At 65.2% G+C, this 22,679-nt stretch carries 14 protein-coding genes; 9 read left to right on the forward strand and 5 right to left on the reverse strand.

Going from position 1 to position 22,679, the window contains the following annotated elements:
• Positions 1 to 37: 37 nt before the first annotated feature.
• Together HV742_RS25860 and HV742_RS25865 are read right to left on the reverse strand one after the other, a co-directional pair.
• Complete coding sequence (locus tag HV742_RS25860; protein ID WP_175146710.1) at positions 38 to 967, reverse strand: c-type cytochrome; 930 nt, start codon at positions 965 to 967, stop codon at positions 38 to 40.
• The gene (locus HV742_RS25865; protein WP_068950312.1) at positions 964 to 1,689 is read right to left on the reverse strand and encodes a c-type cytochrome; all 726 of its coding nucleotides are present in this window, start codon (positions 1,687 to 1,689) and stop codon (positions 964 to 966) included. The genes HV742_RS25860 and HV742_RS25865 overlap by 4 nt, the downstream gene beginning before the upstream one ends.
• A gap of 279 nt (positions 1,690 to 1,968) precedes the next feature.
• Between HV742_RS25865 and HV742_RS25870 the strand changes: the two genes are divergently transcribed.
• The 8 genes from HV742_RS25870 (at position 1,969) to HV742_RS25905 (ending at position 17,126) form a co-directional block, all read left to right on the forward strand.
• Positions 1,969 to 2,739: an SDR family oxidoreductase gene (locus HV742_RS25870; protein ID WP_049073504.1), complete on the forward strand. Its 771-nt coding sequence runs from the start codon at positions 1,969 to 1,971 to the stop codon at positions 2,737 to 2,739.
• A gap of 294 nt (positions 2,740 to 3,033) precedes the next feature.
• Positions 3,034 to 4,683 (forward strand): ShlB/FhaC/HecB family hemolysin secretion/activation protein, encoded by a 1,650-nt coding sequence (locus HV742_RS25875; protein WP_254601254.1) that lies wholly within the window; start codon positions 3,034 to 3,036, stop codon positions 4,681 to 4,683.
• A gap of 27 nt (positions 4,684 to 4,710) precedes the next feature.
• Entirely contained in the window at positions 4,711 to 14,580 is a 9,870-nt protein-coding gene (locus tag HV742_RS25880; RefSeq protein WP_175146712.1) for a two-partner secretion domain-containing protein, read from the forward strand.
• Positions 14,580 to 15,074: a contact-dependent growth inhibition system immunity protein gene (locus tag HV742_RS25885; RefSeq protein ID WP_175142385.1), complete on the forward strand. Its 495-nt coding sequence runs from the start codon at positions 14,580 to 14,582 to the stop codon at positions 15,072 to 15,074. Before HV742_RS25880 ends, HV742_RS25885 begins: the two co-directional genes overlap by 1 nt.
• A gap of 122 nt (positions 15,075 to 15,196) precedes the next feature.
• Complete coding sequence (locus HV742_RS25890; protein WP_175146713.1) at positions 15,197 to 15,604, forward strand: endonuclease toxin domain-containing protein; 408 nt, start codon at positions 15,197 to 15,199, stop codon at positions 15,602 to 15,604.
• A 5-nt stretch (positions 15,605 to 15,609) separates the two neighbouring features.
• Entirely contained in the window at positions 15,610 to 16,098 is a 489-nt protein-coding gene (locus HV742_RS25895; RefSeq protein ID WP_175146714.1) for a contact-dependent growth inhibition system immunity protein, read from the forward strand.
• A gap of 117 nt (positions 16,099 to 16,215) precedes the next feature.
• Positions 16,216 to 16,632 (forward strand): endonuclease toxin domain-containing protein, encoded by a 417-nt coding sequence (locus HV742_RS25900; RefSeq protein ID WP_175146715.1) that lies wholly within the window; start codon positions 16,216 to 16,218, stop codon positions 16,630 to 16,632.
• A gap of 5 nt (positions 16,633 to 16,637) precedes the next feature.
• Positions 16,638 to 17,126: a contact-dependent growth inhibition system immunity protein gene (locus HV742_RS25905; protein ID WP_175146716.1), complete on the forward strand. Its 489-nt coding sequence runs from the start codon at positions 16,638 to 16,640 to the stop codon at positions 17,124 to 17,126.
• A 467-nt stretch (positions 17,127 to 17,593) separates the two neighbouring features.
• On the opposite strand, the gene HV742_RS25910 is transcribed toward HV742_RS25905, so the two are convergent.
• The 3 genes from HV742_RS25910 to HV742_RS25920 form a co-directional block, all read right to left on the reverse strand.
• Positions 17,594 to 18,187 (reverse strand): C40 family peptidase, encoded by a 594-nt coding sequence (locus HV742_RS25910; RefSeq protein WP_175146717.1) that lies wholly within the window; start codon positions 18,185 to 18,187, stop codon positions 17,594 to 17,596.
• A 210-nt stretch (positions 18,188 to 18,397) separates the two neighbouring features.
• Positions 18,398 to 20,488 carry a TonB-dependent receptor gene (locus HV742_RS25915; RefSeq protein ID WP_175146718.1) on the reverse strand — a complete coding sequence of 697 codons (2,091 nt, stop codon included), beginning with the start codon at positions 20,486 to 20,488 and terminating at the stop codon, positions 18,398 to 18,400.
• A gap of 58 nt (positions 20,489 to 20,546) precedes the next feature.
• Positions 20,547 to 20,894, reverse strand: coding sequence for a hypothetical protein (locus HV742_RS25920; RefSeq protein ID WP_175146719.1), 348 nt, complete (start codon positions 20,892 to 20,894; stop codon positions 20,547 to 20,549).
• Positions 20,895 to 21,104: 210 nt separating this feature from the next.
• Between HV742_RS25920 and HV742_RS25925 the strand changes: the two genes are divergently transcribed.
• Positions 21,105 to 22,604, forward strand: coding sequence for an AMP nucleosidase (locus HV742_RS25925; RefSeq protein ID WP_374700498.1), 1,500 nt, complete (start codon positions 21,105 to 21,107; stop codon positions 22,602 to 22,604).
• Positions 22,605 to 22,679: the final 75 nt, after the last annotated feature.

Raw genomic sequence — 22,679 nt, forward strand, 5'->3', positions numbered from 1 at the left:
CTGGCCCGCCGGCGGGCCGACGCCGCGCGCGGCCGCGTCAGCGCGCCGCCGCCTGCGCCAGCTTGCCGCCGGGGGCGGGCGAATCGCTGCCGAGCAGGTGCCCGTTGACCTCGATGCCGTACAGCGAATCCTCGGAGTCGTGATACTTGGCGCGGGTCTTGGCCACCGACTCGGTATAGCGCGGATCCTGCGGCCGCTCGTGCGCGTTCATGAAATACGCCACGTCCCAGGCGTCCTGGTCGCTCAGCATGCCAGCCTGTCCCAGCGGCATGTTGGCCTTGATGAAGCCGGCGGCATTGCCGATCTGGTGCATGCCGGCGCCCCAGTTGAACGAATCCGGCCCCCACAGCGCGGGAAAGACCCAGTGGTCGCCGTTCTTCTGTCCCTTGCCGTCGGCGCCGTGGCAGACGGCGCAGTACTGCGCGTAGACCTCGCTGCCGCGCACGTAGTCGGCCTTCTGGGCCGGCTTGGGCAGTTTGAGGTAGCCCTGGCCCTTGAGCGGCACGCCGGTGGGCGCTTTGCTGGCCAGCCAGAACATATACGTTTGGAGGGCCGTCAGCACCGGGTCGTCGGCCGCCGGCGGCTTGCCGTTCATGCTGAAGCGGAAACAGCCTTGCAGGCGTTCGGCCAGCGTGTTGACGTGCCCGTTCTTCGCGCGGTAGGCCGGATACAGCACGTAGGCCGCCCACATCGGCGCGGAATCGGGGCGGCGGCCGGCGTCCAGGTGGCAACTGGCGCAGTTCAGGTCATTGCCGACGAACTTGCCGGCATTCTGCGGCGTGTGCAGGAAGATCTGCTCGCCCTGGCGCACGATCTTGCCGAATTCCGTGTCGGGCAGCGAGGCGGCGCTGGGCGGCGTGAATTCGGGACGCGTGTCGGCGGCGAAGGCCGCCGTGGCCGACAGCAGCGCGCCGGTTCCGGCGACGGCGAGCAGGAGACGGGCGATTGGGTGGCGGATCGGATTCATTGCTTGGCTCCCGGGGCGGCGTTGGCTTGCGCGGCAAGCAGGTCGGCGGCCTTGGGCAGGCCCGCGTAGTAGGCGGACACGGCGTCGATCTCGGCGTCGGTCAGACGGGTGGCCACGGCCGGCATCAGGCCGAGCGGGCCGGGCGGACGCTGGCCCTGGCGCCAGGCGCGCAACTGGCCGGCGATGTAAGCCGCGGGCTGACCCGCCAGGCTGGGGAAATTGGCGCCCACGCCGATGCCACCCGGGCCGTGGCATTGGTTACAGGCCGGGACGTTCTTGTCCCATGCGCCACGCGTGGCCAGCCAGGCGCCGGTATCGTCGGGCTTGACCGGATGCAGGGCCGTGGCCGCCAGCCGGTCGACGTTCAACGGCGCCGGCAGGCCGGCGTAATAGGCGGCGACCGCCTGGCGCTGCGCCGGGTCCAGCGCCTTGGCGGTGGCGGCCATCACCGGGCTCACGCGCGAGCCGTTGGCCATGGCGTCGAGCTGCTCGGCCAGGTAGGCGGCGCCCAGGCCCGCCAGATGAGGAAAGCCGGCGGCGGGATTGCCTTCGCCATTGGCGCCGTGACAGGTCACACAGGCCGGCGCGCCGTTGGCGCCCTGGGTGCTGATCTGGCGCCCGTCGGCGGCGGCCTGCGCGGGACCGGACAATGCGCCGAGCGCGCCGGCCCCCAAGGCCAGCGCGCCCGCCCAGCGAATGGCGGAATAGGGCAGTGATGCCATGGTCGAACTCCGAAGATTATTGGAATTTTGGTAATAAGTTAATTTCCCAAAATTATATGGAAATTTGTGACAGATCAAAGCTCGATCCCTTGATTTGCCTGCGCTCAATTCGCAACAGGGCGACCGGGCAACGCAACGGCGCGTCATCCGCCCGCCGGCCCGGGCGCCGGTTTCTCCTCTGTCCGGCCGAGAGCCGGGTGTCGCGAATGGAACGTTCGCTTGCACCATCGCCAGAATGATTCGGGTAGCATTTCGCCGACAGATAACAAGGAGCATCCGATGCACACGAACGAGATCGACCCTCCCCGCGTTGCGCTGGTCACCGGCGCCGGCACCGGCATTGGCCGCGCGGTGGCGCTGGAATTCCTGGCGCAAGGCTATCGCGTGGTGCTGGCCGGCCGCCGGCGCGAGCCGCTCGAGGCCACGCGCACGGCGGCGGGCGAGGACGGTGTGCGGGCGCTGGTGGTGCCCACCGACGTGTCGAACGAACAGGCGGTGCGCGAACTGTTCGACACCACCCAGCGCGAATATGGCCGCCTGGATGTGCTGTTCAACAATGCCGGGCGCGGCGCGCCGGCCATGCCGATCGAGGAACTGCCGGTGGCGGTCTGGCGCGAGGTGGTCGATACCAACCTGACCGGCATGTTCCTGTGCGCGCAGGCCGCCATCCGGGTCATGAAGGCGCAGACGCCGCAGGGCGGGCGCATCATCAACAACGGTTCGATTTCGGCGCATGCGCCGCGGCCGTTCTCGATTGCCTACACCGCCACCAAGCACGCGGTGACCGGCCTGACCAAGTCGATTTCGCTGGACTGCCGGCCCTACCACATTGCCTGCGGCCAGATCGACATCGGCAACGCCGCCACCGACATGACCGAACGCATGGCCGCCGGCATCCTGCAGGCCGATGGCAGCACCAAGGTCGAGCCGCGCATGGACGTCGCCCACGTCGCGCAGGCCGTCGCCGCCATGGCGCGCCTGCCGCTGGAGGCCAATGTGCAGTTCATGACGATCATGGCGACCAACATGCCGTTCGTCGGCCGCGGCTGACCGGGGCTTCGCCCTCAACAAAAAAGCGCCTTCGGGCGCTTTTTTGTTGAGGGTCGCTTTCCTTTGCCGTGCCCGACGCCTGCGGCGCGGCAGCCGTTTACCGCCGATAGGTTAGGTGATCCGAGATCGCTAGTGACGGCTAACGCCTGGTCTGACAAACCAGCTCGCCGTATCCCCATAACCGCCTTACCGCCATCCAATCCCGAAGCACACCTGCGCACGGAGACATAGGGAGGGAGGATGGTCGGTTGGTTGTGGCAGCACGCGTGGATCTCGTTCAGCCTGCTGCTGTTCATGGTGTCGGCGTCCGCACAGACGCAGGCTGGCGCCGCGCAGGAACTGCTGCGTCAGCAGGAGCGCGAAAGGATATTGCGCAAACAGCAGGAAGCCGCGCCGAATGTACGGGCGCGGTCGCCGCACGCGCCGTCGCCGGACCTGTTGCCTCGGGACGAGACGCCATGCTTTCCGATTGGCCGTATCCGTCTTGATGGCGAAGACGCGCAGCGCTTTCTCTGGGCCTTGCGCGCCGCCGACCCCGAGAGCGACGCCGCCACGGGGCGCTGTCTTGGCGCCGTGGGCATCAGCGTGGTCATGGCGCGCGTGCAGAACGCCGTCGTTGCGAGGGGTTTCGTCACCACTCGCATCCTTGCCGCGCCCCAGGATCTGACGAGCGGCACGCTGACGCTTACCGTCGTGCCCGGTCGCATCCACGCCATTTTTTTCGCGCCCGGTACTTCGCGCGCGGCCACCGCCTGGAATGCCGTGCCGGTCGGGCGTGGCGACCTGCTCAATCTGCGCGATATCGAACAGGCGCTGGAAAACTTCAAGCGCGTGCCGACGGTGGAGGCTGACACCCAGATCGTCCCCGCCGATGGCGAAGATGCCCGTCCCGGCCAAAGCGACCTGGTCATCGCCTGGCGGCAGCGCTCCCCCCCGATCCGCGTGTCCGCATCCCTGGATGACGCCGGCAGCAAGGCGACCGGCAAGCGCCAGGGTGCGTTGACCGTCTCCCTTGACGGCCTCCTCATGCTGAACGACCTGTTCTACGTCAACCTCAGCCATGACGTGTTCAACGGCAGCCGCAAGGGCACCAGGGGCTACACCGCGCACTACAGCTTGCCCCATGGCTATTGGTCGCTCAGCGCCACGGCCAGCGGCTACGGGTATCGCCAGGCGGTCGCCGGCTATAGCCAGAACTATGTCTACAGCGGCGCCAGTCATAACGCCGAGCTGCGCCTGTCGCGGCTTGTCCATCGCGATGCCACGCGCAAGACCGCCGTCTACGGCCGCGGTTGGCTGCGCCGGTCCAGCAACTTCATCGACGATACGGAAATCGAGGTCCAGCGCCGCCGCGCCGGCGGCTGGGAGCTGGGCCTGACGCACCGGGAATACCTGGGTGAAAGCACGCTCGATGCGAGCCTGGCCTACCGGCGCGGCACCGGTGCTTTCAACGCGATGGCCGCGCCCGAGGAAGACTTCGGCGAAGGCACTTCGCGGATGAAGGTCATCACCGCCGACGCCCAGCTCATGGTTCCCCTGTCGCTCGGGTCGCAACGTGCCCGCTACATCGGCAGCTGGCGGGCGCAATGGGACCGCACGCCGTTGGTGCCCCAGGATCGCTTCTCGATCGGCGGGCGCTACAGCGTGCGCGGCTTCGACGGTGAGCTGACCCTGATGGGCGAGCGCGGCTGGGTCTGGCGCAACGAATTCGGTCTGCTGCTTGGCGCCGGCCAGGAACTCTATTTCGGCGCCGACTACGGCCACGTCGGCGGCCCGTCAACGCGCTGGCTGCGGGGCCGCAACCTGGCCGGCTCGGTCATTGGCCTGCGCGGCGGCGCCAAGGGATTCCATTGGGACCTCTTCGCCGGTACGCCGCTCTCCAGGCCCAAGGGCTTCAAGACCGACGCGCTCACCGTCGGCTTCAGCCTTGGCTGGTCCTGCTGAATCCGCGCAGGCAAGGGCAGTGATGACATGAACAAGAACTTTTATCGCGTCGTTTTCAACCGGGCGTTGGGCCTGTTCCAGGTCGTCGCGGAGATTGCCCGCCGCGATGGGCCGGGCGCGAGCCGCGCATATGTCGCCGCCGCCGGCAGCAGGTTCCTTGCCACAGTAAGGCCCTTGCGCGTTGCGCTGGCGCTCGCGTTCGGCCAAGCCGTCATCGTGCCGCTGGCGAACGCCCAGGTCGTCGCCGACCCCGGCGCTCCCGGCAATCAGCGCCCGACAGTGCTGGAGGCCGCCAACGGCGTGCCCCTGGTGAACATCCAGACGCCGAGCGCCGCTGGCGTCTCGCGCAATACCTACAGGCAATTCGACGTCGACCAGCAGGGCGCCATCCTCAACAACGCGCGCGTCAACACGCAGACGCAGTTGGGCGGCTGGGTACAAGGCAACCCGTGGCTGGCGCGCGGCACCGCCCGCGTCATCCTCAACGAAGTGAACGCCAGCGACCCGAGCCGATTGCGCGGCTACGTGGAAGTGGCCGGCGACCGCGCGCAACTGGTCATCGCCAACCCGGCGGGCATTTCCTGCGACGGCTGCGGCTTCATCAACGCCGACCGCGCCACCCTCACCACCGGCAAGCCGATCATCAACGGCGGATCGCTGGAAGGCTATCGCGTGGCAGGCGGCGCCATCCGGGTCGACGGCAAAGGCATGGACGCCAGCGCCATCAACTATACGGACCTGATCGCCCGTTCCGTGGAGGCCAATGCCGGCATCTGGGCGCGGCAACTCCAGGTCACCACCGGGACCAACGAGGTCAGCGCCGACCACGGCAAGGTGCAGAACACCGCCGCCAGCGGCGATGCGCCGGCCTTCGCGCTGGACGTAGGCGCGCTCGGCGGCATGTACAGCCAGAAAATCGTGTTGGTGGGCACCGAGCACGGTGTTGGCGTGCGCAACGCCGGCACCCTCGGCGCGCAGGCCGGTCAATTGGTCGTCACCGCCGATGGCCGCCTGGAAAACAGCGGCACGATGCAGGCCAGGACCGACACCCGCATCGACGCGAGCGGCGGCCTTGCCAATGCCGGCGCGGTCAGCGCCGGCCGCGAACTGGCGGTCAGCACGCCGAAGGACATCGACAACAGCAACGGCACGCTCAATGCACGGCGTATCGAGGCCAACGCCCAGTCGCTGAAGAACCGCGGCGGCGCCATCGAGCAGACCGGCACACAGGACATGGCGCTGCGCGCCGCGCGGTTGAGCAATCGCGATGGAGGCCGTGTCGGGCTGGCGGCAGCCGATACCGGCGCCACGCCGGACAACGGCGGCAACACGGGCAATGGCAGCGCCACGGGCGTAGAAGCGGGCGGCACCGGCGACGGCGGCCAGCCCGGCGCCGGCGTCGCGCCGCTGGCCAGCGGCGTGCTGAACATCGCGTCCGCGCTGGACAACGACGGCGGTCGCATCCTGGCCGGCGGCGATATCGACGTGACGGCCAGGGCAGGCCTTAACAACGATGGCGGCCATCTTGGCGCGCGGCGGCTCGACGTGAGCGGCGGCGACCTCGGCAACCGCAAGGGCGAATTCAAGGTCGCCGAGGCGCGCATCGCGGCGGGCCAACTCAACAACGATGCCGGCCTGATGCAGCTGGCCGGTCCCGTTGCCCTGAGCGCGCAGGACTTCTCCAACCGCGCCGGCATCTTCCAGCACAGCGACGAGGCCGACACCCACATCAAGGTCAAGGGGCAACTCGACAACAGCGAGGGCACCCTGGCCAGCAATGCGAAGCGCCTGACTCTGGACGCCGGCCAGTTGGTCAACACCGATGGCCACATCACCCATGCCGGCGAAGGAGGCCTGCAGGTCAATGCCGGCGCGTTCAGCGGCGTGGGCGGCGAGACGGCCACGGCCGGCGCCGCCACCCTGCGCCTGGGGGACGGCGACCATCGCAAGGCCACGCTCAGCGCCGCCCGGATCGACCTCGCTGCACTGTCATTCGACAACCGTGGCGGCAAGCTCTTCGCCGGCGGCAACCAGGCCAACCGCATCGACGTGGCCGGTATGTTCGAGAACGGCAACGGGGGCACGCTCGCCAGCAATGCCGACCTGGACATTCGCGCCGGCGCCCTCCGCAATTCGGAGGGCGGCATCCTGGAAGTTGGCGACGGCCGCCTCGACATCCAGGCCCAAACGCTGCGCGGCGAGAACGCCACGATTGCCAGCCACGGCGCGTTGAGCCTGAAAGGCGAAACGACCGACCTGACCGGCGCCACCACGCGGGCCAAGGCCATCACCGTCAACACCGGCACGCTGACCACCGCCAAGGGCTCGCTCGCGGCCAGCGGCGGCCAGCCGCTGGAACTCACGGTCCGCGGCGCGATGGACAACCGCGACGGCACTATCGCCGGCAACGGCGCCGTGGATCTCCGCGCCAAGTCTCTCGATAATGCCCGCGGCACGGTATCGGCCGCCGGCACGGACGCGAGCCACTTCACCGTCACTGACCGACTCGACAACACTGACGGCGCCTTGGCCGGCAACGGCGCGCTGGCGCTCCAGGCTGGCGCGCTCATCAATCGTGGCGGCACGGTGCGGGCGGCTGGCGATGCCGCGACCCGCATCGATGTGACGCGCATGCTGGACAACACCGGTGGCGCCCTGGTCGCGGCCGGCGCCGCCATCGTCACGGCGAGCGAAATGGCCAATCTGGGCGGCAAGGTGCAGACGTCCAGTGCCGCCGGCCTGGCCGTGTACATCGGCAGCACGCTGGACAACCGGCACGATGGCCTCGTTGCCAGCGCCGGCAAGGCCGATGTCAGCGCCGGCTCCTTGGAAAACCGTGGCGGCGCGGTCAATGCCGCCGGCCCGTTGACCGCCATTGTCCGAGAGGCCGTGGACAACCGGGGCGGCAAGCTGGTCAGCGCCGAAGACCTCGCCGTCAGGGCGGGCACGCTGGTCAACCGTGACGCCGGCCTGATCGTCTCCACCGACGGCAAGCTCAACGTGGATACCCAGGGCCGTATCGAGAACGCAGGCGGCACGCTGCAAGGCGGCGGCGATGTCCGCGTGGCCGCGGCGGGGCTCGGCAATGCCGGTGGCACGGTGCTCGGGGCCAATGTCGAAGTCGATACCCGGCTGGGCTCGCTCGACAATGGCGGCGGCACCATCGCCAGCACCCGCGGCACACTCAGCGCGGACAGCGGCGTCCTGAACAACGCTGGCGGCCTGTTGCAGTCGGCGCAAGGGATGCGCGTGGACACTCACGGCCAGTCGCTGGCCAACTCCGGCGCCGGCAACACGGGCGGCATGCTCAGCGGCGACGCGCTGGCGCTTGCCAGCGGCAGCCTGGACAATCGCGGCGGCATCGTGCACAGCCAGGGCGATGCCCTCATCCGTAGCGGCGGCATCCACAACACTGCCGGCCAACTGGGCGGCAATGCCCATGTCGATATCGCTGGCGCCGCGCTCAGCAACGGTGGCGGCCGGGTCCGGGCAGGCCGGGACCTGAACGTCCACCTATCCGGCGTGGCGGACAACAACGCTGGCCTGATGGCCGCCGGCGACGGGCTGACGGTCAGCGCCGCGCGGATTTTCAACCGCGACACGCAGGGCGCGCAGGCCAACAAGCCCCTCGGTTTGCAGGGCGACAGCGTGGCCCTGTCCGCGAACCGCATCGACAACACCGCCGGCGCCATTGTCGCCGACACCCACGTCGGGATCCTTGGCGCGGGCACGGACAGCGTCCTGGACAACACGCGCGGCACCGTCACCGCCGGCGGCGGCATAGAGGTGGGGGTCAACCGGGCGCTCAACCCGCTCGGCACGCTGCTGGCGGGCAAGTCGCTCAGCGTCACCGCGGACAGCCTGGGCGGCGACGGCAGCCTGCTGTCCAAGGGAGATTCGAGCCTCATCCTCCAGCAGGACTTCACCAACCTCAAGGAGATCACCGCCAACGGTCGCGCGCGCATCAGCACCGCCGGCCTGTTGACCAACCGCGGCCTGCTTCGGGCGGGCGACCTCGAAGCGCGCGGCGCCAACGTCGACAACACCGCCACCGGCGAAATGAGCGCGGGCCGCGCCACGGTCGTCGCGCTCGACACCCTGACCAACCGTGGCCTCATCGACGGCGGCCAGGCCCGGATCGAGGCCGGCACGCTCGACAACGTCGGCACCGGCCGCATCCATGGCGACCACCTGGCCATCAAGGGGGGCACGGTCATCAACCGCGAGGAAGGCGGCCGCGCCGCCGTCATCGCCGCGCGCGGCCGGCTGGATATCGGCGCCAGCACGCTCGACAACCGCGAGCATGCCCTGATATTCAGCGCGGGCGGCGGCAGCGATGCCTTGAACATCGGCGGCACGCTGGACGCGGACACCCAGGCGGCTGGCCGCGCCAGTCTCATCCTCAACGACAGCGCCACCATCGAATCGCTGGGGGGGCTGACCATCGACAGCGCTCGCCTGCTTAATCGCAACCTGCATTTCCGCACGGAGCTGGCACGGATCAGCGGCCCGACCAGGTATTTTTACATCCAGCCTGAAGGCGATCCCGAAAAACACGATGCCAGCGAATACCGCTGGGAGCACTGGAGCCACGCCAATCGTTATCGCCACAGGGAAACCGGCGCGAAGATTCACGACTGGACCCAATACGACGTAAAGCAGACCGAGTACCAAACGCAGGTGATCGAAAGCGCGCCGGCGCTCATCCGCGCGGGCGGCAATATGACCCTGCGCGGTGACGGGCTTGTCAACGACAAAAGCCGCATTGCCGCCGGCGGCACTCTGCAGGGCGATCTGGATCGCCTCGACAATGTAGCCGCCGTTGGCGAACATGTAATCCACCAGACCGGCACCAGCCAGTACACCTACTCAAGGTGGCGCGGTGGCGGTAGACGCTACCACCAGCGCAAATGGCGCGGAAAGATTGCCTACGCCCCCAAGGACATTGCGACAACGTTCGACCTCAATGTTTCAAGCGTCGCGCAACACGCCGCAGGCGCAGGCAGCGGCTTGACGGTGACTGACCGCCGGGACCATCAGCTCGGCGGCGCCATCGAGGGCGGCCTCGTCCGTGCCACGGGCACTATCGGCCCTGGACAGATAACGGAAGTCCGGGCTGGCGTAAACAACGTCGACAGTCCCGCCACTGTCACGGGCCCACACGTCACAGACCTCAATGCTCCCGTCCGGGGCCCCGCACAGGGGGTGACAGGTGCTAACAGCAACGCGGTGACGATCATTCGTACGGTCCAGATCGACACAGCCGCACCTGCCAACAGCCTGTTCCGCACTGGCCCCGACGCCGCCGGCTACCTCATCGAAACCGACCCGCGCTTCGCCGACTACCGCAACTGGCTCAGTTCCGACTACATGCTGTCACAGCTCGGCCATGACCCGGCCGCGGTGCACAAGCGGCTGGGCGATGGCTTTTACGAACAGAAGCTGGTGCGCGACCAGATAGGCCAGTTGACGGGCCTCCGATTCCTCGCGAACTACGCCAGCGACGACGCGCAGTACCAGGCCTTGCTGGATGCAGGCGTCACCTACGCCAAGGAATGGAATCTGCGTCCCGGCGTGGCGCTCAGCGCCAGGCAGATGGCCCAGCTCACCAGCGATATCGTCTGGCTGGTCGAACGCGACGTGACGCTGGCCGACGGCAGTATCACGCGCGCCCTGGCGCCGCAGGTCTACGTCCGCGTACAACCTGGCGACATCGACGGCAACGGCACCCTGCTGGCCGCCAGCGCCATCGATCTCAACCTGAAAGGCGATCTCGTTAATTCCGGCGCCATTGCGGGACGCGCGGTGGTCAATCTCAGCGGCGACAACCTGCGTATTCTCGGCGGCCGCATCACCGGCGATGCCGTGGCGCTCAGCGCCCGCGCCGACATCGACAGTATCGGCGGCACGCTGGATGCCGGTTCTACGCTGCGGCTCGGTGCCGGACGCGACCTCAACGTGGTCAGCACCACTCGCGGCGGCGCCACGCGGGCCGGACGCAGCGACTTCAGCCGGACCAACCTGGATCGCGTGGCCGGTCTCTACGTCACCAACCCGAATGGCCTCCTGCTGGCCTCGGCGGGGCGTGACGCCAAGCTGATCGCGGCCCGGGTCGGCAACCGCGGCAAGGATGGTCAGACCGCCATGGTCGCCGGCCGGGACCTGACGCTGGGCACCGTCACCATTGCCGAGCAGGAGAACAACGTACGCGATGCCAGCAACTATCTCAGGCAGGGTTACGAGCAGGATGTCGGCAGCACCATCACCACGGCCGGCGACGTGCGCCTGCAGGCTGGCCGCGATCTGAGTAGCACCGCGGGCGCTGTCACCAGCGAGCAGGGAGCCCTGATTGCCGTTGCGCGGGGCGACGTGAATATCCTGGCAGGCAAAGCGAACCGCAACTGGGCCGAAGGCCATCGCCATTCGTCCAAGAGCCTGCTGGGCTCCAGCACGAAGACGACCCACGACAGCCTGGAAGAGACCACGGCGCTATCCAGCACCTTCAGCGGCAACACCGTCGCCATCCGGGGCGAGAACGTCACCATCACCGGCAGCAACGTCGTCTCCGATGCCGGCACGGCCATCGTGGCCAACAACAACCTGACCCTCCTGGCCGCCTCCGAAACCAGCCAGGAAAGCCACTTCAAGGAAAACCGGAAAAGCGGCTTCCTCTACAACGGGGGGCTCGCCTTCACCATCGGCAGCCAGATGCAAAGCGGCGACCGCCGGGACGCCAGTACCCATGCGGCGGCCTCAACCGTGGGTTCCACGGCCGGTGACGTGACCCTGGCGGCGGACGGCCACTACCAGCAGACCGGCAGCCATGTCCTGGCGCCCAAGGGCGGCATCGATATCCAGGCCAAGAAGGTCGATATCGTCGACGCGCGGGAAACCGGCAAGCGCGTGGAACAGAGCAAGTTCCGCCAGTCCGGCCTGACCGTGGCGATTTCCGCGCCGGCGTTGTCGGCCATTGAGACCGCCGGGCAGATGAAGCGCGCTGCCGGCCAGACGAATGACGGACGTATGCAGGTGTTGGCAGGCGCGGCCACGGGGCTGGCGGCCAAGAACGCCTACGATGCGGTCCAGGCCGACCCGCAGTCGGCCGGCGGCGTCAATATCTCGATCACCGTTGGCGCCAGTAAAAGCGACAGCAAATCCACCGCCACCACCGATACGGCCGCCGGTTCAGCCGTGGCTGCGGGCGGCGATGTGCGCATCGACGCCAGCGGCGGCCCGGATTCCAACCTGACCGTGCGCGGCAGCGACATCCGCGCGGGCGGGGACGCGGTGCTCAAGGCCGATGGCGATATCAATCTGCTGGCGGCGCAGAACATCATTGAAACCCGCCGAACCAGCAGCAACTCCAGCGCGGGAGTGGGTGTGGCGATCTCTGTCGGCCAGGGCGGCGCCGCCATGGGCGTCACGGCGAACGCCAGCATTGGCAGAGGTAAGGGAGAAGGCAAGGATGTCACCTGGACCAACAGCCACGTAACAGCCGGCGAACGTTTGATCCTGGGATCCGGCGGCGACACCCGCCTGCGCGGCGCGGTCGCCAGCGGCAGGCAGGTGGTGGCCGACGTAGGCGGCAACCTCAGCATCGAGAGCCTGCAGGACACCAGTACCTTCAGGAGCAAAGACACCAACGTTGGCGGCAGCGTGACCGTGGGCGCGGGCTTCTCGGGCAGCGTAAACCTCAGCCAGCAGAAGATACACAGCGACTATGCCAGCGTCACCGAGCAGTCGCGCATCGAAGCCGGCGCGGGCGGGTTCCAGATAAGAGCCAGGGACAACACCGACCTCAGGGGAGCCGCCATCACGTCGTCCGAACAGGCGGTCAGGGATGGTCTGAACACGCTGACCACCGGCACACTCACCACGAGTGAGATCAGCAACCACGCCGAATACTCCGCCAGCAGCATCAGTGTTGGCGGCGGGTACAGCAGTGGCAATGGCGACAGGAAGGAAGCCGGCCCCGGCGGCGGTGTGGGTACCAACCAGCAGGGGCAGGCCGCCACCGGCGGCCAGGTGCCCGGCAGTACCTTGCCGACCCTGGGCAACTTCAGCGCCAGTCCGCCGGTTGTCATGGCCGCCAGCGGCAACGGTACCCGTACAACTCGCAGCGGTATCAGCGGGGCGCGCGTAACGATCGCCAACGAACCCGCTCAGCAGGCCCTGTCGGGCAGGTCGGTCGACGAAATGATGGCCGGACTGAACCGTGACGTGTTCACCGGACAGGACGGCGCCAACGCTCTCAAACCCATCTTCAACGAGCAGGAGATCAGGGCAGGCTTCGAGATCGTGGGGGCGCTGACGCGGGAAACCGGCACGCTGCTCAACAATATGGCGAAGAAGGCCGATGTCATAGTCAGCGAAGCCAAAGCAGCTGAAGCAATGGCCGCGGACCCCGGCAATGGTCTTTCGGATGCTCAACGGCAGGCTCTCAGGGATCAGGCAGCGGCAAGCTACGCCGAAGCACGAAACATTGACGCCAATTGGGGGGCGGGCGGCACGTACCGGCAGATTGCTGCCGCCCTTACCGCTGCGGCTGGCGGCAACGTTACTGGCACGACTTCGCAGTTCGCTCAGAACATGCTGGTCAACTACGTGCAGCAACAGGGGGCGGGCTACGTCGGCAAACTGGTCGCCAACGGAACGCTGACCGAAGGCAGTGCGCTGCATGCGTCGATGCACGCGATAGTGGCCTGCGCCGGCGCCGCGGCGAGTAGCCAGAGTTGCACTAGCGCCGCGCTGGGAGCATCGGCCAGCAGTCTTCTGACAGGATTGTTCGGCGAAACGACACCCAATGAAAAAGCGACTGAGCGCGAAGCCAAACGCAATCTCATAGTCAGCATCGTGACAGGCATCGGTGCGGCAGGCGGCCTGGATGCAGCCCCGGCATCGACCGCCGCGGCAACCGCGGTGGACAACAACTGGCTGGCAACCCAGCAGATCGTCCAGATGAACAAGGAACTCGCGGCCGCCGACGGCATGCTTGAGTACCTGAAGATTCAGGGCAAATGGGTCTACATATCGGGCAAGCAGGATGTGCTGACGACTGCCGGCATTGGCAAAGGTCTCGCCCTGGCGGGCTGGGATGACGTCAAGGGTCTTGCGGCATTCCTGTCCGACCCGATCGCGGGATTGAACGGAATCAAGGAGCTCATCACCGATCCTGATATGCGGAAACAACTCGGCGACTCGCTGGTCGCCGAATTCGACGCGAAGATCACTCGGATGCGTCAGGCCATTGAGGTTGGTGGCACCGACCATGCCCTTCAACTTGGCGAGGACCTCGGCAATCTGGCGTGGCAGGTTGGCACCGCAGTGACGGGTGTCGGTACTGCGGCAAAGGGGGGAATTGCACTTGCAAAGGCAGGCATCAACGTAAGCGCCAAGACCCTGGACGTCATGAAGCTTGGCGCTCAACTGCTGAAGGCTGAAGGCAAAGGCCTGGGCGGTACAGTTTCGATGAGCGAGATCGGGATGCAATGGGGGAAGGGGATCGAACAGCAAGGCAAGCCATTCGAAGCTTTCGTTCAGGCGAAATTACCGCCGGGATCACGCGATCTAAACGCGGTCAAAAGCAATTTCTCAACCTTTGATCATCTTACCCCGGACGGAATCGCTATAAGCACAAAAACGCTGGATACAACGGCAAAAACCTATCAACAACCTGCGGCAATTACAAGAAAACTCAACAACTATGTGGATGATATGGTGAATTTCACGAGAGATGGCGTAGATAATAATATCATCAGTTCAAGTTCTTTTACCGGACGCGAGATGCATCTTGCTGTCCCGGCGAGTACGACGGCTGAACAGTTTTCAGCCATCGCGAAAACCATTGAATATGCAAAACAGTTTGGCATAAATGTCGTTGTGACTAAGATGAGGTAATGGATATGCAGAAATTTGCCCCGCACGCCATCGTGTATTCAAATGATAGATTTTACAAAATTAGTTCCCAGGCCGTTGAATTGATGATTATTGGCGATCCGGAGGGGGTTCGACTATTTCTGCCTCCGGACGAAAAAGACGAAGTGCTGGGCCGCGCTGTTAGGCAGGCTCTTGCTGCGAGCAGAGCTGTACCTAGAGAGTATGTGAGTCAACTGATTAATTCTGGTGAGCTTAAAAGAATGGGGGAGGAAGAAAGCTCCTTGATGATGCGAAAGTTTGGGTATACGGGCAAGCGGGCTTTATATAAGAGCATGAAGTTTTGTCCGGTCTCCGTGATGAGCGAGGGAATCGAATTCCAGCCGACTCACCGCAAAGGGTTGAACGGCTTCACGGTGCGTACAAATTTAGATCTTGTCCCAGTAATCGTTCCGCAGACTGCCAGCGACATGGAGCTGGGTCTTGCTTTGCGGGAGGCATTTACTCGCTGCACATGATCGATCGCATCGGCCCAAACGGAGAGCGTGGCCGTTTATCTACTTCTGAGCCTGCATCTGGCCGTTGGCCGTATCGAGGTAGCTGAGCGCGGCGAGATAACGCTTGTATAAGCGAAATTGCAATGGGGAAGGGGATCGTTCAGCAGGGCAAACCATTCGAAGCTTTCGTTCAGGCGAAATTACCGCCGGGAACACGCGATCTGAACGCGGTCAAAAGTAATTTTTCAACCTTTGATCATCTCACCCCGGACGGAATCGCTATAAGCACAAAAACGCTGGATACAACGGTAAAGACTTATCAACAACCTGCGGCGATTACGAGGACGCTCCGTAAGTATGTGGATGAGATGGTTAAGTTCACGGAAGATGGCTCAAAGGGAGAAGTGATCTACGGGAGTTCTTTTACGGGGCGCGAGATGCATCTGGCTGTCCCGGCAAGTACAACGGCAGAACAATTTTCAGCTATCGCGAAAACCATTGAGTATGCAAAACAGTTTGATATAAATATCGTCGTAACCAAAGTGAGGTAATGGGTATGCAGAAATTTACTCCGCGTGCGATCATTCTTTTGAATGAAAAATTTTACCGGGTAAGTTCCCTGGCCGTTGCGCCAATTACCATTGGCGATCCGGATGGGCTTCGACTATTTCTGCCGCCGGAGGCAAACGATGAAGTATTGGGCAGCGCTGTCAGGCAGGCTCTTGCTACGAGCAGAGCCGTTCCTAGAGAGTATGTGAGCCAAATGATTAATTCGGGTGAACTTAAAAAAAGGGACAAAGAAGAAGACACCTTGATGATGCGAAAGTTTGGATATACCAGCAAGCGATCTTTATATAAGAGCATGAAATTTTGCTCGATCTCTATGGTAAGCGAGGGGATTAAATTTCAGCCGACTCATCGCAAAGGGTTGGATGGTTACACGGTACGCACCGATTTAGACCTTGTCCCAGTAATCGTCCCGCAGACTGCCAGCGACATGGAGCTGGGTCTTGCTTTGCGGGAGGCATTTACTCGCTGCACATGATCGATCGCATCGGCCTGAAGCGCATAGCGTGGCGGCTTATCCACTTCTGCACCAGCATCTGGCCTTGGCCGTATCGATGTGGCTGCGCGCGCCGAGATAGCGCTCGAATAAGCGAAATTGGAATGGAATGGGAGAGGAATCGCTCAGCAGGGCAAACCATTCGAAGCATTCGTTCAGGCGAAATTACCTCCGGGAACAGACGACCTGAATATGATCAAAAGTAATTTCTTAACTTTTGATCATCTCACCCCGGATGGAACCGCCATCAGCACAAAAACGCTGGATACAGGGGCAAAGAGCTATCAACAACCTGCGGCGATCACAAGAACGCTCAACAAATACGTGGATGAGATGGTTGAGTTCACAAGGGATGGCGCACAGGGAGAAATGATCTATGGAAGTTCTTTTGCGGGGCGCGAGATGCATCTGGCTGTCCCGGCAAGTACAACGGCAGAACAATTTTCAGCCATCGCGAAAACCATCGAATATGCAAAGCAGTTCGATATAAATATCGTTGTAACCAAAGTTAGGTAAGAGGCATGCAGAAATTTACTCCCCGCGTAATGACGCTTCTGAATGAGAAATTCTACAGAGTGAGTTCCCTTGCCGTTGAGTTAATGGCCATTAGCGATCCGGAGGGCTTTAAAATATTTCTGCCGCCGGAAGAGAGCGATGAGGTGCTGGGTGACGCAATTAGGCGGGCTCTTGCCGCGAGCAGGCCTGTTTCTCGAGATTATATAAATCAAATTATTAATTCGGGTGAGCAAAAGCGAAGAGGTGACGAAGAAAACCTCTTGATGATGAAAAAATTCGGATATGCCGGGAAGCGGGCTTTATATAAGAGCATGAAGTTTTGTCCGGTCTCCGTGATAAGCGAGGGAATCGAATTCCAGCCGACTCACCGCAAAGGGCTGGACGGCTTCACGGTGCGTACTAATTTAGATCTTGTCCCAGTAATCGTTCCGCAGACTGCCAGCGACATGGAGCTGGGTCTTGCTTTGCGGGAGGCATTTACTCGCTGCACATGATCGATCGCATCGGCCCCAAGCGCTTAACGGATGTTTCGGCGCAAGCAGGGCGCGTCTACACCCTCAAGGCTCGTCCGAAGCGACGGTGAGGGGGAATGCCGTGATGAGGCGAAGCTTGACCGTCAGTGACATCGAGAGCGGCAGCTTTACAAGGTGCCCCGGGCGAGCCTGTTGTGCGGCTTCAGCGTTACCGGGGATGCGAGCTGTTCAGAACTTGGGTGCCGGCGCCAGCGCCGGGCATGCGCACGCTCCTGAGCAGCAAAGCAACGTGACGCACAGCAGTATCTGCCGTGCGGCCGTGTCCATCGCCGGTATCAACGCCCAACGGAATCGCACCGGCAAGACCGCCAATCAGGTGCTGGCAATGCCGGATCCGAACTCGCGGAAGGGCGACGGCGCCGCGCCCTCACGACAAGACATTCCCTACACGGCGCCGCGAGCACACGGCACGCGGCGCGGCGGCTTATCTACTTCTGCGCCAGCATCTGGCCCTTGGCCGTATCGATGTAGCTGCGCGCGCCGAGATAGCGCTTGGACCAGTACGGATTCTTCATCTCGTCCACGCGCACTTTGGCGCCTCGGCGCGGGGCGTGCACGAATTTGTCCTGGCCGATGTAGATGCCCACGTGCGAGGTGATGCCGCGCCCGCGGGTGGCGAAGAACACCAGGTCGCCGGGCTTGAGCTGTTTCTTGTTGTTGACCGTATCGCCCTGGGTGCGCTGTTGGCGCGCGGTGCGCGGCAGTTCCAGGCCGGCGATCTCGCGAAACACGTACAGCACCAGGCCGCTGCAGTCGAAGCCTTCGGCGGCGTCGTCGCCGCCCCAGCTGTAGGGCGTGCCGATGGCGGCCAGGCCGGCTTGCACCACGCGTTCGCGCAGGGTGGGCACGGTGGGTTCCTGCGCCAGGCTCAGGCCGGACAGGGTGGCGCGGGCTTGTTGGGAGGGGATGGACGCCTGGGCGGCGCCGGGTAACCAGGAGAACGTCAGGGCCAGCAGGGGCGCTGACAGCAAAGCGGGGAGGCGGAAAAAGGCAAAGCGGGCTTTTCGCGTAGGCGGCGTCATTACGTCACTTCAGGAATCGGAGTGGGCGGCATGGCTTTGTCCGGGGGACAAGCCGGCGGAAAGGGGGCAGGGGAGGCTTGAGCTTCACGAACTGCCATCGCATTGTAATGGAATAAAGTTTCATTACATTTGTAGTGCAATGCAGCATTCTCACGTCCCGCCCGTTACCTCATTCCTTCGGGAAAAGGTAACGGGCGCCAGGCGTGGGGCTTAGAAACTGCCGCGCAGGCCGACCATCACGGCGCGGCCGCCCTCGGGAGCGACGTCGCGCAGCACCGAGGTGGCGTAGCGGATGTCCTGGTTGGTCAGGTTGATGCCGCGCACGTAGGCCTGCCATTGCACCGCCGCAACCTTGAAGCGGTAGCCGGCGTTGGCGTCCAGGCTGTAGTAGCCGGCGGTGGCTGTGTCGTTGTCCGGGCGGCTGTGCTGGGCGAAGGCCTTGGATACGCTGACACCGGCGCTGTAAGGCCCATAGCCGTAGTCCAGCGCCACGCGCAGGCGCAGCGGCGGAATGCGCGGCAGCGAGCGGCCGGTGTCGCTGTTGCGGGCCACCGTGTAGTCGCCCGACAGGCCCAGGTCCAGTTTGTGGCCTCCCGATTGCAGCACGCGCGTGCTGCTTTCGGCTTCCACGCCGTACAGGCGCGCGGACACGCCCTGGTAGCGGGCCTCGGGCAGGGCGCCGTCATCGCCGGCCGCGACCAGGTCGCCGTCATCGTTGCGGAAACGGCCGGTGTTCATTTCGGCCAGGTAGTTGGAAAAGCGGCTGTAGAACACGCCGATGCTGGCGCTGTCGGCGTCCTTCTTGTAGCGCAGCGACAGGTCGCCGGACCAGGCGCGTTCCTTGGCCAGATTCTGATCGCCCACCAGGTATTGGCCGGTGGCGGCGTGCGGGCCGTTGGCGTACAGCTCGTAGAAGGTGGGCGCGCGCTCGGTGTAGGCGGTGTTGGCGGCCACCGACCAGGCGCTGTCCAGCTTGTAGATGCCGCCCAGCGAGAAGCTGCCGGCGGTGAAGGTGCGGCGGTTGGAGCCGTCGAAGCGCTCGTTGCCGCCGCCGCCCGGCGTCAGGCGGGTGTGGTCGGCACGCGCGCCAGCGCTCAGCGTCAGGCGGTCGTTGATCTTCCATTCCTCCAGTGCGAACAAGGCGACGGAATCGGTGTCGGTGGTGGGCACCAGCGCTTCGTCGCCCAGCGCCGAGAAGCGCGTCTGGCCCAGTTGCAGGCCGACCACGCCGCGCAGCGGTCCGATGTCGGCGTGGCGGGCCTCGATGCGGGCCTCGTAGCCGCGGTTCTTGAAGATGGTGCCGGTTTCGCCGTCCTCGATTTCCTTGTGCTGGTAATCGGTGTAGGCGAAGTTCATTTTGACGCTGGTGAACAGGCCTTCCAGGTCGCGCAGCTCGCTGGCGAAGCCGAAGCGTTCCTGGCGCATCCTGATGCGCACGTCCGGCTCGGCCACCGAGCCGTAGTTCGAGTCGTAGCCGCTGTAGGACAGGCCGGCGTAGCCGCGGTCGCCGGTCCAGGACATGCCGAGCGCGCCGCCGCTGGCCTGGCCGTCGCTGTTGGGCAGGGTGCCGCGCGGCTGGTCCCGGTCGGGGCCGTCGATCGCGCGTTGCTGTGAAGTGCGGGCGTAGCCGGGAATGCGCAGGTCGCCGGTCTTGCGGCTGAAGGCGTCGGCGTGGATGGCGAAGTTGCCGTCGCCGCCTTCGAGCTGGATCGCGCCGTTGCGGTCGTTGTTGGCGCCGCCGTACCCGCCGGCGACGTCGCCGTGGATGCCGTCGATGGGTTCGGTGGGGATGCGGTTGTCGATGGTGTTGACCACGCCGCCGATGGCGCTGCCGCCGTACAGCAGGGCGGCCGGGCCGCGCAGGATTTCGACGCGGTTGGTGGTCAGCGGGTCTTGCGGCACGGCGTGGTCGAACGACAGCGACGAGGCGTCGAGTGAGCCGACGCCATTGTTGAGCAGGCGGATGCGGTCGCCGTCCATGCCGCGGATGATGGGGCGGCCCACCATCGGGCCATAGGTGGTGGTCGACACGCCGGGCAGGCCATTGAGGGTTTCGCCCAGGTTCGAGGCGCGCCGCAGGTCCAGGCCGGCGCCTTGCACCACGGTGGATGGCGAGGCCAGCGCCTCGCTGCCCAGCGGGTTGGCGGTGATGATGACGGGAGACAGGGTGGGGGCGTCGGGGGCGGCGGCCTGGGCGCGTGTGGCTTGCGGCAGGGCGAGCAGGCAGGCGAGGGCGAGTGGGCTCAGGGAAAAGGCGCGCAGGGACGAACGCGTCCCCGCGTGGGAAGAAGCAAAAGACATGGTGGCAGTCCTGGTGGCCGCCCGGCGGGCGGCGCGGTTGAAATCGGGCGGGCGGATGTCAGGCCGTGGCGGGCGGCGCGCGCGATTGGAACCAGGGCAGGGCGGCGATGGTGTTGCCGCGCGGGGCCGGCGCGGGCGGCGCGATACGGGGCGCGCTGCCGGTGACGGGGACGAAGGACGCCGGGAGCGTGGCATCCAGCAGATCCCAGATATGGCACAGGTCGCAGTGTCCCGGCTTGTCCGGCGCGTGGGCATCGTCCTGGCTGGAGGCCGGGGCGCCCGGCAGGTGCGACAGCACGTGGCGCACGCCGCCCAGCGGAGACAGCAGCAGGCAGGCGCACAGCCAGCCCAGCGCCGCCCATCGGGCAAGGCGCGGAGCGGGGCGGAGACGGTGAGCCGGCGGCATGGGCAAGGGGGGAATACGAGAAAAACGGAATGATATATTGTTTCTGTGACTGTGGCGATATGTGTCCGCCCCGTCGCGCCGCTCGCCGCGGCCGAATATGACACTTCATGGCGTCCTAGGCTCGGGCATAATCGTCGGCATCGGCCCTCCCGGCTTGATCGCCGAGAGCAGCCGCTGAAAGAAGACCATAAGAAAGCGGAGTCAAGCTCAATGATGAACGCAGTACACCCTTTGTCCTCGATGAACCGGCCCGAGGCGATTCCTTTCGAGCCCTACCACGATGCGGTCGCGGCAGTGGACCGGCTGGCCGAAATCTATGCGCGCAACACGGCCTTCCTGCGCGCCGCGTTCCGCGACGTCCTGAAGGGTTCGTCCAGCGGCCGCGAACGGGCCCGCGCCTACTATCCCGCCATCCGCATCCTGGTCGAGACCTACGACCCCATCGACACCCGCCTGTCGTACGGCCACGTGGCCGAACCCGGCATCTACCAGACCACCATCACCCAGCCGGCGCTGTTTCGCGACTACCTGATCGAGCAGGTCGGCCAGCTGCTGCAGAACCACCGCGTGGCGGTGGAGGTCGGCGAATCCGATTCGCCCATTCCGTTGCATTTCGCCTTCCCCGAGGGCGCGTATGTCGAAGGCGAGCACCTGGAGGCGCTCAAGCGCCCGCTGCGCGACCTGTTCGACGTGCCCGACCTGGCGGTGACGGACGACGCCATCGTCAACGGCTCATGGCGCGGCAAGGACGGCGAACCCAAGCCGCTGGCGCCCTTCACGGCGCAACGGGTGGACTACTCGCTGCACCGGCTGCAGCACTACACCGCGACGGCGCCGGCGCATTTCCAGAATTTCGTGCTGTTCACCAACTACCAGTTCTACGTCGACGAGTTCTGCGCCCGCGCCCGCGCGCTGATGGCCAGCGGCAACGAGGACTACGAGATGCTGGTGGAGCCGGGCAACCGCATCACCCGCCGCGGCGAATCCGGCCCGGCCGACGACGGCCAGGCGCAGCGCCTGCCGCAGATGCCGGCCTACCATCTGGTGCGCGGCGACCATTCCGGCATCACGCTGGTGAACATCGGCGTGGGGCCGTCCAACGCCAAGACCATCACCGACCACATCGCGGTGCTGCGCCCGCACGCCTGGCTGATGCTGGGCCACTGCGCCGGCCTGCGCGATTCGCAGCGCCTGGGCGACTACGTGCTGGCTCACGGCTATGTGCGCGAAGACCACGTGCTGGATGACGACCTGCCCACCTGGGTGCCAGTGCCGGCGCTGGCCGAGGTGCAGGTGGCGCTGGAGCAGGCGGTGGAAGAGGTGGCCGGGCTGTCCGGCTGGGACCTCAAGCGCATCATGCGCACCGGCACCGTGGCCACCATCGACAACCGCAACTGGGAATTGCGCGACCACGTCGAGCTGGTCGAGCGCTTCGCGCAGTCGCGCGCCATCGCGCTGGACATGGAGTCCGCCACCATCGCCGCCAACGGCTTCCGCTTCCGCGTGCCGTACGGCACGCTGCTGTGCGTGTCCGACAAGCCGCTGCATGGCGAACTCAAGCTGCCGGGCATGGCCAGCGCGTTCTACCGCCGCCAGGTCAACCAGCACCTGGAAATCGGCATCCGGGCGCTGGAGCGCTTGCGCGACATGCCGCCTGAGCGGCTGCATTCGCGCAAGTTGCGCACCTTCATGGAAACGGCGTTTCAATAGACCCGTAGCAGGGATATCCGGGGCGGGGACGGATCCTCGCCCGCCTTCGGCCGTTTCGACGGCCGGGGGCAGTTG

Source organism: Achromobacter ruhlandii (genome assembly GCF_902859695.1).
In the GTDB taxonomy this organism is placed as follows: Bacteria; Pseudomonadota; Gammaproteobacteria; order Burkholderiales; family Burkholderiaceae_B; genus Achromobacter; species Achromobacter ruhlandii.

Coding starts and splice junctions, on each gene's coding strand:
- HV742_RS25860 (WP_175146710.1), bottom strand. CDS start 967: ATGAATCCGATCCGCCACCCAATCGCCCGTCTCCTGCTCGCCGTCGCC.
- HV742_RS25865 (WP_068950312.1), bottom strand. CDS start 1,689: ATGGCATCACTGCCCTATTCCGCCATTCGCTGGGCGGGCGCGCTGGCC.
- HV742_RS25870 (WP_049073504.1), top strand. CDS start 1,969: ATGCACACGAACGAGATCGACCCTCCCCGCGTTGCGCTGGTCACCGGC.
- HV742_RS25875 (WP_254601254.1), top strand. CDS start 3,034: ATGGTGTCGGCGTCCGCACAGACGCAGGCTGGCGCCGCGCAGGAACTG.
- HV742_RS25880 (WP_175146712.1), top strand. CDS start 4,711: ATGAACAAGAACTTTTATCGCGTCGTTTTCAACCGGGCGTTGGGCCTG.
- HV742_RS25885 (WP_175142385.1), top strand. CDS start 14,580: ATGGATATGCAGAAATTTGCCCCGCACGCCATCGTGTATTCAAATGAT.
- HV742_RS25890 (WP_175146713.1), top strand. CDS start 15,197: ATGGGGAAGGGGATCGTTCAGCAGGGCAAACCATTCGAAGCTTTCGTT.
- HV742_RS25895 (WP_175146714.1), top strand. CDS start 15,610: ATGCAGAAATTTACTCCGCGTGCGATCATTCTTTTGAATGAAAAATTT.
- HV742_RS25905 (WP_175146716.1), top strand. CDS start 16,638: ATGCAGAAATTTACTCCCCGCGTAATGACGCTTCTGAATGAGAAATTC.
- HV742_RS25910 (WP_175146717.1), bottom strand. CDS start 18,187: ATGACGCCGCCTACGCGAAAAGCCCGCTTTGCCTTTTTCCGCCTCCCC.
- HV742_RS25915 (WP_175146718.1), bottom strand. CDS start 20,488: ATGTCTTTTGCTTCTTCCCACGCGGGGACGCGTTCGTCCCTGCGCGCC.
- HV742_RS25920 (WP_175146719.1), bottom strand. CDS start 20,894: ATGCCGCCGGCTCACCGTCTCCGCCCCGCTCCGCGCCTTGCCCGATGG.
- HV742_RS25925 (WP_374700498.1), top strand. CDS start 21,105: ATGATGAACGCAGTACACCCTTTGTCCTCGATGAACCGGCCCGAGGCG.